Source organism: Rhizomicrobium sp., assembly GCA_037200385.1.
In the GTDB taxonomy this organism is placed as follows: Bacteria; Pseudomonadota; Alphaproteobacteria; order Micropepsales; family Micropepsaceae; genus Rhizomicrobium.
Window position 1 is genome coordinate 3,040,011 of record JBBCGL010000001.1, and the last position, 13,122, is coordinate 3,053,132.

The following is a 13,122-nucleotide window of genomic DNA, read 5'->3' on the forward strand; positions in this document are numbered from 1 at the left end:
CCGCTGGAGACGTCTCCGGCGGGACTAGGCTGTGGCCGCGGCAACGGCCGCAACCGTCTCGCGCGACGCTTCACGCACGACGAGGCTGAGCAGCAGGCCTTCATGTGCGACGACGAAGCGGCGCGCGATGAGTTCGTCCGCATGGGCGGCCGCGGCGCGGGACAGCTCGCCCGGCCGCCGCGGCCGTTCGAAGAAGGCGAGCGCTTCGTCGGCATCGTCCGAAAGCGGGATGATCGCCGGCAAGGTCAGGCCGCGCGTGTCCGCGACCATCGGCTTGCCGCCCTTGGTCCGGACCAGCTGCAGCCTGGGCTTGCGCCCGTCCCGCCACGACGCTTGCCAGCGCTTCACCGCGTCCGCGAACGCGGCGCGCAGCACCGCATCGTCGAGGAACGGCGTCGTATAACGCCCCCAGAAGTGGTAGGCGATGTCGTCGAGCGGCGCGTCCGGCGGATAAAGACCGTAATAGCTCTCGAACGGCTCCATCGCGGAAATGCCGAAGCTCGGCCCGTCGCTGTGATAGGGGCTGAAGCGATCGAGCATGATGCGCGAAAAGCCGTCCGGCGGGCACAGATGGACGAGCGCCGGCAGCAACGCGAGGACCTCGCGATAGTGCTCGACCTGCTCGCCGGGGAAGCCATAAATCAGGTTCCAGCCGACCCGCACGCCATGGGTCTCGCACAGCCGCAGCAGATTGATGTTCTGATGCGCCGAAACGCCCTTGCGCATCAGCTTGAGCACGGGGGTCGAGAGCGACTCGATCCCCGGCTGGATCGAGACGATTCCGGCGCGCCGCATCGCGACGATCTGCGCTTCCTTGAGGTTCGCCTTGACCTCGTAGAACAGGTCCGGCCGGCTTGTCTTGGCGGCGAGACGCGGCAGGACGGCGTCGAAAAAGCTGGTCGGCATGATGTTGTCGACCGTGCGGATCAGCCGTCCGGGCCAGGTCTCCGCGACCTGGGCGATCTCGGCGAGGACGCGGTCGGCGGTCTTTTCGCGGAAGGCCATGCCGCGGGCATTGAGGCCGCAGAACGTGCAGTGGTGCTTGGCGCCCCACCAGCAGCCGCGCGAGGATTCGTAATCGGCGAAGTGCGGCAGGGACGCCGGCAGCCGGCCGGCGGCCTGGAAGCCGCGCAACGCCGCCGCGAAATCGGTTTCGTCCGCGGCCGGCACCGTCGCCATGTCGGCGACGGGCTCGCAGGGCACGATGCGCGACGGCGGCCGTATCCCGCGGCGCAGGTAGTCCTCGCAGAACGCCGGAAAGACGATATCGCCTTCGCCGTCGAAGAAATAGTCGATGCAGTCGAACACGCGGGCCAATCCCGTCGCCATCACGCCCGCGACATTGGCGCCACCGAGCACGATCAGCGCCTCGGGAAGCACCGCGCGCACGCGGCGCGCGATCGCGAAAGCGCCCATGCTCTGCTGGAAGGTGCTGGTGAGCGCGACGATGCGCGGATTGTGCGCCGCGATCGCGGCGGCGACCTCGTCCAGGTGCCCGGCGATCGACGGCTGCATGAGGTCGATGAGCTCGCGCGAACGCGGCGGCTGGCCGAACTCCGGAATGTCCGACAGCGTCTCGGGCGCATAGGCGAAGGGCTTGAAGACGTATTCGCCGGTCTGCTTCGTGGGCAGGACCGCGCAGACCTCCTCATAGAGGTCGTAACCCGCGCGCACGGCGAGCAGGAGGTTGGCGAAGACCGAGCCGACCGTGAACCCCCGGGACCGGCAGGCGGCCGTGAGCACCGCGGCACCCAGCGGCGAGTGCTGCACCGACGCGAAAGCCGGTACGACAAAGCAGATGTCGGTCTGTCGAACGGTCGCGTGCATGCGGGATTCCCTCTGCGCCAGCTTAGCGTGGAACGCGCCCCCCTGCATCTTTCTGTCAGCAGGCGACGGCGGCCGGGCTGCAAAGGCGTCCGTGAACGCCTATATTGGCCCCATGGCGCACAATAACGGCATGGTTCCCCGCAAATCGAGCGGCAAGGGCTCGCGTTCCAAGGGGATGGAAGAGGCGGCGGCCAAGTTCCGCGCCGCAGTCGCAGCGGTTCCACTGGCGCCGGCCGGCGATGCCTATGATCCGGCGCCGCCCCCCGTCGGCGGAGCCGACACGCAGGCAACCGCGATCGTCGCGGACCAGGCCGCCGTCTTCGTGCCGCATCGCCCCACCCGCCCGGAAAAATCCGAGGGCGGCAAGCGCTTCAAGCTGGTCTCCGAATACCAGCCGGCCGGCGACCAGCCGACCGCGATCAAGGACCTCGTCGAAGGGTTGAACAATCCGGACGTCGTCAACCATGGCGTGATCGGCGAGCGCGACCAGGTGCTGCTCGGCGTCACCGGCTCGGGCAAGACCTATACGATGGCCCAGGTGATCGAGCGTACCCAGCGCCCCGCCCTGATCCTCGCCCCCAACAAGACGCTGGCGGCGCAGCTCTACAGCGAGTTCAAGAGCTTCTTCCCGGAGAACGCGGTCGAGTATTTCGTCTCGTATTACGACTACTACCAGCCCGAAGCCTATATCCCGCGCACCGACACCTATATCGAGAAGGATTCCTCGATCAACGAGGAGATCGACCGCATGCGCCATTCGGCGACGCGCGCGATCCTGGAGCGCGACGACGTGATCATCGTCGCCTCGGTCTCCTGCATCTACGGCATCGGCGCGGTCGAGACCTATAGCGGCACCGCGGTCACCATCACCAAGGGCAGGAAGCTCGACCGGATGGAGATGCAGCAGCAGCTCAGCGCGCTGCAATACCGCCGCAACGACAACAATTTCGTGCGCGGCGCCTTCCGCGTGCGCGGCGACACGGTCGACATCTTCCCGGCGCATTACGAAGACCGCGCCTGGCGCGTCGAGCTGTTCGGCGACGAGGTCGACTCCATCACCGAGTTCGATCCCCTGACCGGGCGGCCCTATGGCGGGCTCGATACGATCAAGATCTACGCCAATTCGCACTACGTCACGCCGCGCCCGACGCTGCAGCAGGCGATCAAGGGCATCAAGGCGGAGCTGATCACGACGCTCGCGAACTTCCGCGCCAACGGCAAGCTGCTGGAAGCGCAACGCCTGGAGCAGCGCACGACCTTCGACATCGAGATGATCGAGGCGACCGGCAGCTGCGCCGGCATCGAGAACTATTCGCGCTGGCTGACGGGGCGCAAGCCCGGCGAGCCGCCGCCGACCCTGTTCGAATATCTCCCCGACCAGGCGCTGGTCTTCGCCGACGAGAGCCATGTGACGGTGCCGCAGATCGGCGCGATGTACAAAGGCGACTACCGCCGCAAATCGGTGCTCGCCGAATACGGCTTCCGCCTGCCCTCCTGCATCGACAACCGGCCGCTGAAATTCGAGGAGTGGGACGCGATGCGCCCCGCCACCGTCTATGTCAGCGCGACGCCCGGCCCGTGGGAGATGGAGCGCACCGGCGGCATCTTCACCGAGCAGGTGATCCGCCCGACGGGCTTGATCGATCCGCCCGTGGAAATACGCCCGGTCGAGCACCAGGTCGACGACCTGATTGCCGAATGCCGCGACAACGCGCGCAAGGGCTTCCGCGCTTTGGTCACCACGCTGACCAAGAAGATGGCGGAGGATCTCACCGAATACATGCACGAGCAGGGCATCCGCGTGCGCTACATGCACTCGGACGTCGAGACGCTGGAGCGCATCGAGATCATCCGCGACCTCCGGCTGGGCGCCTTCGACGTGCTGATCGGCATCAACTTGCTGCGCGAGGGCCTCGACATCCCCGAATGCGCCCTGGTCTGCATCCTCGATGCCGACAAGGAAGGCTTCCTGCGCAGCGAGACCAGCCTGATCCAGACCATCGGCCGCGCCGCGCGCAACGTGGACGGCAAGGTGATCCTCTATGCCGACCGCATCACGGGCTCGATGGAGCGCGCCATGGCCGAGACCGGCCGGCGCCGCGAGAAGCAGCGCGCCTACAACGCGGCGCACGGCATCACGCCCACCACGATCAAGCGCAACATCGCCGACATCATGGGCTCGATGTATGAGCGCGACCATGTCGTGGTCGACACGGGGATGAGCGAGGACGGCAAGGAATTCGTCGGCCACAACATCAAAGCCACCATCGCCGACATCGAAAAGCGGATGAAAGAGGCCGCCGCCGACCTGGAGTTCGAGGAGGCCGCTAGGCTGCGCGACGAGCTCAAACGCCTGACCGCGACGGAGCTGGCGATCAGCGACGACCCGTTCGCCCGGCAGAGCGAAGTGGACCGCGCGGTGGATGATGCGTTCCTGAAGGCGGTGCGCGATGGGTCCGGGAACGAAGACGGCGAGAGCGGTGGCCGCAGCGGCGGGCCGAAGCACCAGAAGACGAGCCGGAAGCGGATGCAGCGCGCGAGCCGGCCGGGCGTGCCGAAGACGTTTGGGAGTCGGAGTCGGTAGGTCAAACAACACGAAGTCGGCTGGCCTTTTCTTCTGCATCATTGCTAGGCGTGTCGCTCAACAGAGCTATGCCGAGAAGCCGCCTTCGTTGTTCAATTTTTCGGGCCGCAATTTGACGTTCAAACCACTTCTGAAATGCTGCGATCCTTTGGTCGACTTTCGAGTCTAGTTGAGCGAATAACAAACGATCATTCGACGCGCGAAATGCATCGCCCCAACCACGAATTTTTCTATCAATCAGGGCGAGGCTCTGGATGTAGCGTGGCTCAGCACGACGCAGCTGATCTTCGTTACCTGCAATTGCGCTCTTCGCTTTGGCGATCGCTTCGTCAATATCTGCAAGAAAGTCACCACAAGCTTGTCGGGACGGAGCTAAGCGAGACGGCTTGAGGTCAAACGACAAAAACTGAAATCCAACGTGAACTGGCCCTGCGGCAGCCTTCTTGGAGCCCTTGTCAAATGGGTCGTGACATTCAAATCCCAACTTCTTCAGCAGCGCCGCGGCAGCGCGAAATGCTTTTTCGGTGGCTATTTTGCCTCGGCCCAATATTACGAAGTCGTCCAAATAACGAATTGTAACGACGCCACGTCGATTAAACTCAGAGTCAAATTGCGCAAGAACGATGTTGGCGCATAGCGCAGACAGCGCTGAGCCTTGCGGCACGCCGATTTCGCCCTTTGGAAATAGGCGCAAGAGAGCGCGAACTTCGTCTTCATTTTCGAGCTCTGTGCTGAGAGCATCCATGAATACGCGTACAAACTCTGAATCGGATATATTCTGAGCCAAAAAATCCTTCACGGCTTGTTTTGGAACCGCCTGAAAGAAGTCCTTCAAATCTGAGCGAACATACCACGTTGCACCGGCTGCCATCGCCTGACCAATCAGAGCTATGGCTTCGGGCACGCCACGTTCTGGCAGCCCCCCGACACTAGTGGGGCACCGCAAGACCTCGATCAGTCCGCCCAATCTCTTCTTAGTGGTCATATCGTCAGACTGGCAGACATCTAGTATGGCGCGCTGCACAATCCGGTTTTTGGCAGGAGCGACCACAATGGGCCGGGGTTCCTTTGGAGGTTCGCCTGGGCTCGATTTACGTTTCTTCAAAATGCCTTTTTGAGGTGAGAATTTATAGCTGCCGTCTCTCAAGGATCTCTGAAGTCTAGTAACGCTGAGATAAACGCTATCGCCGAAGGCGGCTGCATCTGCACGAGTCCGAGCATCTTTTGATTTTTCCAAGCGTGGGTGTACGCGCCGCCACGCGGCCTCAAGCACCGCTCGACTGGTTGCCCTGTCAAAGAGAAATGAATGCTTGTGTTGGTTGGGGCTCACTGTTGCCACGCAGTCCCGACCCTCAGATGTCGGCGTCTCTCGGAGCACGACGCTTGACCGTGGTCTAGCGCCGCGTCGATCCCCAACACCACGGCTAGGCCGTCGTGTCGTCCGCGCCCCTCAGCACCAGCATCCGAAGACCCAGCCCGCGACAGCGCGATCGAAGCCGCGATTATTGCGCAAAGCGCAACAATCAGTTGCGCCAATCTGGCGCGTTTTTACAGAACCGCATTTGCATCTCTCCAGCCTCTACCCTAGCGGGTTTTTGGCAAAGTCAAGCCGCAAAGCGACCCCGGCGACCGCCCTGCCCGTGTAAGAAAACCTATTCGCCGATTGATGTACGATTATTCGTAGCGTGGCCTCGGCGTTGAGGCTTATGGACCAGGGTCGGCGTCTCTCGGAGCACGACGCTTGACCGTGGTCTAGCGCCGCGTCGATCCCCAACACCACGGCTAGGCCGTCGTGTCGTCCGCGCCCCTCAGCACCAGCATCCGAAGACCCAGCCCGCGACAGCGCGATCGAAACAGATGGAACATGGGGAACTGAGCGAGTCGGATCAAGAGCAGTTGCGCAATCTTCCTGTCGACAACCGAAAGAAGATCGAGGAATCCGCAGGCCCCTAGCCAGACTGAGTGAAGCAGTCTGTGTTCGCTAGCGAGGAAACCACCCCTGGCCTCTTATCTCCGAGCACTCCAAACCTCTCCCTGCTGCGCGCCTTCGCCTTTGCCGCCTCCACCTCGCGGTCCCGCGGTGGCGCCGCCGTCACCAGGTCTTCGAGAAGGTGATGCGCCGGGTACGCATTTGGTGGCTTAGGAAAATTGGGTCGCCCGCATGCGCGGGCGATGACGATGGGAAGGGGCTCAAGCTATCTCATTTCTGGTATATTTCGGGGATGAAGAGCTTTACCGCCTGGAAGCGCCAACAGCTGAAAGACCCCAGGGTCAAAGCGGCCTACGACGCGCTCGAAGAGGAGTTCGCGCTGATCCACGAGTTGCTCGCCGCGCGCACCCGCGCCAAGCTCACCCAGGCGCAGGTCGCGCGGCGCATGGGGACCTCGCAGTCCGCCGTGGCGCGGCTGGAGAGCGGGCGGTCGCCGTCGCTCGCCTCGCTGCGCAAACACGCCAAGGCGACCGGCAGCAAGGTCGAGATCAAACTGTCCAAGGCGGGCTAGTCTGGCGCGTGTTGGAAGCTTTGACGGTGCGCGCGGCGCGGCGGTTCTGCGCTCGCGGCCCGGCCGGTGGCGCCGGGCGGGTTCGCGGTATGCGCTGCGAGACCGATCGTCCCGCGCGATCAGTCACTTGAGAGCCGAGAACCCGATTGGCATGCCGGACAGGCGGCGCCCCCTCCCCCTCTCTTTCCGTGGTTTGAATGGGCGAAAATTGCGCACCGCCGTCCCGGCCACGTCTCGCGCAACAATCTTGCCGGCGACGGGTGTCCCGGGTTCCCCCGTTCCTCTCTTGCTATTCCGTTAGGAAAGGCGCTTATCCGGCTTACGTGGTTTCACGGCCCCGTCAGACGAAGCGCTCCCAAGACACTGACCCGCTCAGCAGGCGCGCCGGCCGATGGAAACCCTTCCCGACAATCCTGATGTCCGTGCCGCCCGTCCGTTCGCGCGATGATCGCGCGCGCGGGAAATCGCTTTAGACCAGGAAAACGACCATGACGATCGGCACCGTAAAGTTCTTCAATACCTCCAAAGGCTTCGGCTTCATCGCACCGGACGGCGGCGGCAAGGACGTGTTCGTCCACGCCACGGCCCTCGAAGCGGCCGGCATGCGCACGCTCAACGAAGGCGACAAGGTCTCCTTCGACACGCAGCCCGATGCCAAGGGCAGCAAAGCCGTCAATCTGAAGTCGGCCTAAGTCGGATCGGCGCGCGGCGGCGGCTCCGGTCGCCGCCGCGCCGCCTCCTCCGCAAGGACATCCCATGGCCTTCCACGATCCCCGCAATCCGCCGCCACGCAGCCGTGAAGGCATCCGCCGCAAGGCGATGGACCAGTTCGCCGTGCCGCGCCAGCCCGGCGGCACCATCCAGCGCGAGCTCGCGCTCGAGCGCGTCGCCGCCGACGCCAACACCGCCAAGCTGCGCGCCCTGCGCCTCGCCAAGGAAGAGAGCGACCGCGAAGCCGCCGCCCTCGCCGCCGCGAACGCGCCGCCGCCCAAGCCCAAGAAGCCGCGCAAGACCTTCATCCTCGGCTGACGCGCCGCGCCGTTACAGCAGATCCAGCACGCGTTCCGGCGGACGGCACAGCGCCGCCCGCATCGGCGCGCCGCCGCCCGGCTCCACCACCACGATGGGCCGGTTGAGCAGCACCGGATGCGCCGCCAGCGCGTCCAGCAGCGCCGCATCGCCGGCCGCTGCGAGGCCGAGTTCGGTGTAAGCCGCTTCCTTCGTCCGCATCATCCCGTCGCGCAGGCCGGGCCAGGCTGCGCCCGCCGTCGCCGCGAGACGGTTCGCGAGTTCGGCCAGCGCTTCGCGCGACAGCGGCGTCTCGAGATAGTCCACGATCACCGGCGCGATGCCGCGTGCCGTCAGCAGCGCCAGCGCGCCCCGCGAATTCGAACACGCCGGGTTGTGATAGAGCGTGACCGTCATGCGCCGCTCTCCACACCAAGCGGCGCGTAACAGGCGCGGCAGCGCACCTGGTATTCGCCGGCGTCGCCGACCACGAGCTGCGCCTCGCCCGGCACGATGCGGTGGGAGATGTGACCATGGTCGCTGCCGCACACCATGCAGACGCCGGTGAGCTTCTCGACCGAATCCGCGATGGCCATCAGGCCGGGGATCGGCCCGAACGGATTCTCCTGGAAGTCCATGTCGAGCCCGGCGACGATGATGCGCAGCGCGCTGTCGCGCCGCTGCCGCAGCAAGGCGCGCACCGCGCGGCCGAACCAGCCCAGGCTGTCGCGCAGCGGCGCGTCCAGCGGGAAGAACTGCGCCTCGTCGACCGCCAGCACGTCGTAGTCGTCGGCGCCCGCGATGCGCCAGAACTCCTCTTCAGAGCGCACCATCGCGGCGGAGAGCGTGTCGGTCACCTCGGTCGTGCCGTCGGGATTGACCGCGCGCGACGCGATGAAGCCCTGGGTCCGCGTGTCATGCGCCGGCTTGATGATGCGCAGCCGCTTCCTGGCATAGAGCGCGCGGTGCAGCCGCGCGATCAGCAGCTCGGTCTTGCCCGAGAACATCGGCCCGACGATGAGTTCCAGCCTTGCGGTCATGCGGTTCGCTCTTGCCTCGCCTCCCGCCTTGCACGATTCGCGGCGGCCCGTGAAGGCCGCGTCAGCGCTGCGCCGCCGCCAGCGCGGCCGCGAAATCGGCGACCAGGTCGGCCGTTTCCTCGATCCCCACCGAAAGCCGCAGCAGGTCCTTCGGGCACGACGTGTCGGGGCCTTCGACGCTGGCGCGCTGTTCGATCAGGCTTTCGACCCCGCCGATGGAGGTGGCGCGCTTCCACAGCCGGACATGCGCGGCGGTCGCGATCGCCGCCGCCTCGCCGCCCTTGACGCGGATCGACAGCATGCCGCCGAAGCCGCCGGTCATCTGTCGCGCCGCGATTTCGTGGCCGGGAAAATTCGTCAGCCCGGGATAGAGCACATCCTCGACCAGGGGGTGGCCGCGGAAATGGTCGGCGATGGCCATCGCGCTCGCCGCCGCGGTGCGGACCCGCGGGAACAGCGTGCGCATGCCGCGCAGCAGCAGCCAGGCCTCGAACGTCCCCGGCACGCCGCCGAGCTGGGAGCGCAGCGTCTTCAGCCGCGCCCAGGCCGCGTCCTCCGTCCGCGTCACCAGCGCGCCGCCCACGAGGTCGGAATGGCCGTTGAGATATTTGGTCGCCGAATGCATCACGAGATCGGCGCCGAGATCGAGCGGCCGGGTGAACACCGGCGTCGCCACCGTCGAATCCGCCGCCAGCCGCGCGCCCGCCGCATGCGCGATCTCGGCAGCGGCTGCGACATCGGTGATCTCCCAGGTGGGATTCGCCGGCGTCTCCAGCCAGACCAGCTTCGTCCGGCCCGGACGCATTGCGGCCTTCAGCGCCGCGAGATCCGTCATGTCGACAAGATCGACGTCGAGGCCCCATCGGGTCGCGAAGTCCAGCAGCCAGCTGCGCAGCAGCCAATACATCACCTTGGGCGCCACGACATGGTCGCCGGGTTCGAGCGACAGGAACACCGCGGTCGCCGCCGCCATGCCGCTGGCGAACAGCGCCGCGCCGGCGCCGTTCTCCAGGCTCGCCAGCACCGCCTCCGCCTGGTCGTAGGTCGGGTTGTCGGCCCGGGCATAGACCCGGCCGGAGCGGTACTGGTTGTCCGGATCGCGCAGGAAGGTCGAGGAGGGATGCAGCGGCGGCGAGACGCCGCGCGTCTTCTCGTCGATCCAGCCGAGCGCCTGCGCCGCGACCGTCGCGGGGCTCATCTTCGGCGCATCGTCGTTACCGGCCATGCGTGATGCTCGCATGGCCCGGCGTTACGCGGCAACCGGCCCGGGCTTGCCGTTCTCGACCACGAAGGTCTGGAGCGTCGACAGGGCCGCGTTGGGATCCTTCACGTCGGAGACGGTCTGGAATTTCGCCGTCATCGCGTCGGCGGTGAGCGCGACGCTGACATAGCCGCGCGGCCGGCTGTCGAAGAATTTCACATGCGGGTTGTCGGGCAGGAAGCCCTTGAACACCTCGTAAGGCGGCGGGTTCGAGGTGATGGAGGTGCCCACCAGCTCGCTGGCGATCACCGGCGATGCGGCATCGTCGAAATCGGCCTTGAGATCGTTGGCCCAGAAGGAATGGATGTCGCCGGTGATGGCGACGGGATTGGACGGTTTCGCCGCCGCGATATGCTGCAGCAGGCGCTCGCGGCTCTTGGGATAGCCGTCCCAGTCGTCGGTCCAATAGCTGTCCTGTCCGCCCTGGCGCAGACGCGCCATCAGCACGTCATTGGCGATCACGTTCCAGTGCGCCTTCGAGGTCGCCAGTCCGTCGAACAGCCATTTCTCCTGGACGAGGCCGATCAGCGAGCGCGACGGGTCCATCAGCTCCGGGCAGCTCGCCGGCGTCTCGATATGGCCGCCGCCCTTCTTGGGCTGGCCGTAGCAGGCCTCGCGGCTGCGATATTGCCGCCCGTCGATCAGATCGACGCGCAGCAGGTCGCCGAAATCATAGCGGTCGTAGAGCCGCATGTTCGGGCCATGCGGCTGCGAGAACACCGGCTTGACCGGCATGAATTCGTAGAAGGCGCGATAGGCGGCGGCGCGGCGCGCCAGGAAGGCCTGCGGATCCTGGAAATCCTCGCCCCATTTGTCGGCATAGTCGTTCTGCACCTCGTGATCGTCCCAGGTCACCAGCGCCGGCACGCTCGCATGGAGGAACTGAAGATTGGGATCGAGGCGGTATTGGGTATAGCGGGCACGGTATTCGGCGAGCGTCTCGCACTCCTTGCCGCCCGAATGGGTGCGCACCGTGGGATGCTTGGTGTCGACATATTCGTAGATGTAGTCGCCGAGGAAGATCGCGAAATCCGGATTCTCCTCCGCCGCGTGGCGGTAGGCGGAGAAATAGCCCGCCTCGTAATTCGAGCAGGAGAAATAGGCGAAGTTCAGCGCCGCGTTGCGCGGATCGGGCAACGTCATGGCGCGCCCGATCGTGCTGTCCGCCGCACCCGAGGTGAAGCGATACCAATAGGGCCGCCCGGGCTCGAGGCCGCGCACCTGGTGGTGCACCGAATGGCCATAAGCCGCGTCGGCGACCGCCGTGCCGCGCTGCACGATGCGATGCATCGCATCGTCGCTCGCGATCTCGTAGCCGATATGCTGCGACCCACCGGTCATGCCGGAGTCGTCGGCCAGCGGCTGCGGCGCCAGCCGCGTCCACAGCACGAAGCCGTCGCGCGACGGTGCGCCGGCCGCGACGCCGAGGCTGAACGGATTGCCGCTCCAGGAGGGCGCCGCCAGCCCTTTCGCGAGGGCAGGCGCCGCGAGGGCGCTCAGACCGAGGCCTTTGAGAAGCGTGCGCCGCGACGGCAGGACGAGGTCGACCATGGGATTCCTCCGGTGAGCACCGCTTCAAAGCAGAGTTGCATGACGGTCTGGTATCGGTGCAAGGCCGTTTCCGCTGCGGCAATTAAAAAGACGCAATATTGGGCGGTGCGGCGCGCTTTCCCCGGTGCTAAAACAACCGCCAGAAAACACGGGAGTTAGAGTCATGGGTGAAGCGTATATCGTGGCCGCGGCACGCACCGCGGGCGGCAAGCGCGGCGGCAAGCTGAAGGACTGGCATCCGGTCGATCTCGGCGCGCAGGTGATCAACGCCTTGCTGGACCGCAGCGGAGCCGATCCGGCCTTGATCGAGGACGTGATCTGCGGCTGCGTCAGCCAGGTCGGCCAGCAGGCGATCAATGTCGCGCGCAATGCGGTGATGGCCTCGCGCCTGCCCGAGCATGTGCCGGGCACCTCGGTCGACCGCCAATGCGGCTCGTCGCAGCAATCGCTGCATTTCGCGGCGCAGGCCGTGATGTCCGGCGCGATGGACGCCGTCATCGCGATGGGCATCGAGAGCATGACGCGGGTGCCGATGGGCGCCAGCGCCGCGCTGCCGATGCAGAACGGCATGGGCACCTATATGAGCCCGCAGCTGCAGGCGAAGTATCCGAACATCCAGTTCAGCCAGTTCATCGGCGCCGAGATGATGGCGACCAAGTACGGCCTCAACAAGGAGATGCTCGACCAGTTCGGCTATGACAGCCACAAGAAGGCGATCGCGGCGACCCAGGGCGGCAAGTTCAAGGACGAGGTCGTGCCGCTGGCGATCAAGGCCGAGGACGGCACCGAGTCGCAGCACACCGCCGATGAGGGCATCCGCTTCGACGTCTCGCTCGACGGCATCAAGGGCGTGAAGCTGCTGCGCGAAGGCGGCGCGATCACCGCGGCGACCTCGTCGCAGATCTGCGACGGCGCCTCGGGCGTGCTGGTCGTCAACGAGAAGGGCCTGAAGGCGCTCGGCGTCAAGCCGCTCGCCCGCATCCATCACATGACGGTGATCGGCGGCGATCCGGTGATCATGCTCGAAGCTCCGCTGCCCGCGACCAAGCGCGCGCTGGAGAAGGCCGGCATGAAGATCGACGACATCGACCTGTTCGAGGTCAACGAGGCGTTCGCCTCGGTCCCCGTCGCCTGGCTGAAGGACACAGGCGCCGATCCGTCGCGCCTCAACGTCAACGGCGGCGCCATCGCGCTCGGCCATCCGCTCGGCGCCTCGGGCACCAAGCTGATGACCACGCTTCTCCATGCGCTCAAGGATCGCAACAAGACGTGGGGCCTGCAGACGATGTGCGAAGGCGGCGGCCTCGCCAATGTGACGATCGTCGAGCGGCTGTAAGTAACAAGCTGCGC

General features: G+C 65.7%; 11 protein-coding genes. 5 read left to right on the forward strand and 6 right to left on the reverse strand.

The genetic code is table 11. From position 1 onward, the window contains the following. Window positions 1-24 precede the first annotated feature (24 nt). Complete coding sequence (locus tag WDM91_14440) at window positions 25-1,827, reverse strand: RiPP maturation radical SAM C-methyltransferase (protein MEI9995791.1); 1,803 nt, start codon at window positions 1,825-1,827, stop codon at window positions 25-27. A gap of 130 nt (window positions 1,828-1,957) precedes the next feature. On the opposite strand from WDM91_14440, the gene uvrB reads away from it, so the two are divergent. Next, a complete protein-coding gene (gene uvrB / locus WDM91_14445) occupies window positions 1,958-4,411 on the forward strand; it encodes an excinuclease ABC subunit UvrB (protein MEI9995792.1) in 2,454 nt (817 codons plus the stop codon). A 1-nt stretch (window position 4,412) separates the two neighbouring features. Here uvrB and WDM91_14450 read toward each other — a convergent pair whose 3' ends face one another. Next, window positions 4,413-5,558, reverse strand: a complete 1,146-nt coding sequence (locus WDM91_14450) for a reverse transcriptase domain-containing protein (protein MEI9995793.1) — start codon at window positions 5,556-5,558, stop codon at window positions 4,413-4,415. 1,075 nt (window positions 5,559-6,633) lie between these two features. Here WDM91_14450 and WDM91_14455 point away from each other — a divergent pair. The 3 genes from WDM91_14455 (at window position 6,634) to WDM91_14465 (ending at window position 7,941) form a co-directional block, all read left to right on the forward strand. Continuing rightward, a complete protein-coding gene (locus WDM91_14455; GenBank protein MEI9995794.1) occupies window positions 6,634-6,912 on the forward strand; it encodes a helix-turn-helix transcriptional regulator in 279 nt (92 codons plus the stop codon). Between the two features lie 488 nt (window positions 6,913-7,400). Next, window positions 7,401-7,604 (forward strand): cold-shock protein, encoded by a 204-nt coding sequence (locus WDM91_14460; protein MEI9995795.1) that lies wholly within the window; start codon window positions 7,401-7,403, stop codon window positions 7,602-7,604. A 64-nt stretch (window positions 7,605-7,668) separates the two neighbouring features. Beyond that, window positions 7,669-7,941 carry a hypothetical protein gene (locus WDM91_14465; GenBank protein MEI9995796.1) on the forward strand — a complete coding sequence of 91 codons (273 nt, stop codon included), beginning with the start codon at window positions 7,669-7,671 and terminating at the stop codon, window positions 7,939-7,941. Between the two features lie 12 nt (window positions 7,942-7,953). Here WDM91_14465 and arsC read toward each other — a convergent pair whose 3' ends face one another. The 4 genes from arsC to WDM91_14485 form a co-directional block, all read right to left on the reverse strand. Continuing rightward, window positions 7,954-8,337, reverse strand: coding sequence for an arsenate reductase (glutaredoxin) (gene arsC, locus WDM91_14470; protein MEI9995797.1), 384 nt, complete (start codon window positions 8,335-8,337; stop codon window positions 7,954-7,956). Further along, entirely contained in the window at window positions 8,334-8,960 is a 627-nt protein-coding gene (locus tag WDM91_14475; protein MEI9995798.1) for a hypothetical protein, read from the reverse strand. Before WDM91_14475 ends, arsC begins: the two co-directional genes overlap by 4 nt. A 61-nt stretch (window positions 8,961-9,021) precedes the next feature. Then, window positions 9,022-10,185 carry a PLP-dependent aspartate aminotransferase family protein gene (locus WDM91_14480; protein ID MEI9995799.1) on the reverse strand — a complete coding sequence of 388 codons (1,164 nt, stop codon included), beginning with the start codon at window positions 10,183-10,185 and terminating at the stop codon, window positions 9,022-9,024. Between the two features lie 24 nt (window positions 10,186-10,209). Then, entirely contained in the window at window positions 10,210-11,772 is a 1,563-nt protein-coding gene (locus WDM91_14485) for an alkaline phosphatase D family protein (protein ID MEI9995800.1), read from the reverse strand. A 163-nt stretch (window positions 11,773-11,935) separates the two neighbouring features. Between WDM91_14485 and WDM91_14490 the strand changes: the two genes are divergently transcribed. Continuing rightward, window positions 11,936-13,108, forward strand: coding sequence for an acetyl-CoA C-acetyltransferase (locus WDM91_14490; protein ID MEI9995801.1), 1,173 nt, complete (start codon window positions 11,936-11,938; stop codon window positions 13,106-13,108). The last annotated feature ends 14 nt before the right edge of the window (window positions 13,109-13,122 follow it).

Excerpts from the sequence above, each read along its gene's own strand:
- WDM91_14440 (MEI9995791.1), bottom strand. The coding sequence starts at position 1,827 with ATGCACGCGACCGTTCGACAGACCGACATCTGCTTTGTCGTACCGGCT.
- uvrB (MEI9995792.1), top strand. The coding sequence starts at position 1,958 with ATGGTTCCCCGCAAATCGAGCGGCAAGGGCTCGCGTTCCAAGGGGATG.
- WDM91_14455 (MEI9995794.1), top strand. The coding sequence starts at position 6,634 with ATGAAGAGCTTTACCGCCTGGAAGCGCCAACAGCTGAAAGACCCCAGG.
- WDM91_14460 (MEI9995795.1), top strand. The coding sequence starts at position 7,401 with ATGACGATCGGCACCGTAAAGTTCTTCAATACCTCCAAAGGCTTCGGC.
- WDM91_14465 (MEI9995796.1), top strand. The coding sequence starts at position 7,669 with ATGGCCTTCCACGATCCCCGCAATCCGCCGCCACGCAGCCGTGAAGGC.
- arsC (MEI9995797.1), bottom strand. The coding sequence starts at position 8,337 with ATGACGGTCACGCTCTATCACAACCCGGCGTGTTCGAATTCGCGGGGC.
- WDM91_14475 (MEI9995798.1), bottom strand. The coding sequence starts at position 8,960 with ATGACCGCAAGGCTGGAACTCATCGTCGGGCCGATGTTCTCGGGCAAG.
- WDM91_14480 (MEI9995799.1), bottom strand. The coding sequence starts at position 10,185 with ATGGCCGGTAACGACGATGCGCCGAAGATGAGCCCCGCGACGGTCGCG.
- WDM91_14485 (MEI9995800.1), bottom strand. The coding sequence starts at position 11,772 with ATGGTCGACCTCGTCCTGCCGTCGCGGCGCACGCTTCTCAAAGGCCTC.
- WDM91_14490 (MEI9995801.1), top strand. The coding sequence starts at position 11,936 with ATGGGTGAAGCGTATATCGTGGCCGCGGCACGCACCGCGGGCGGCAAG.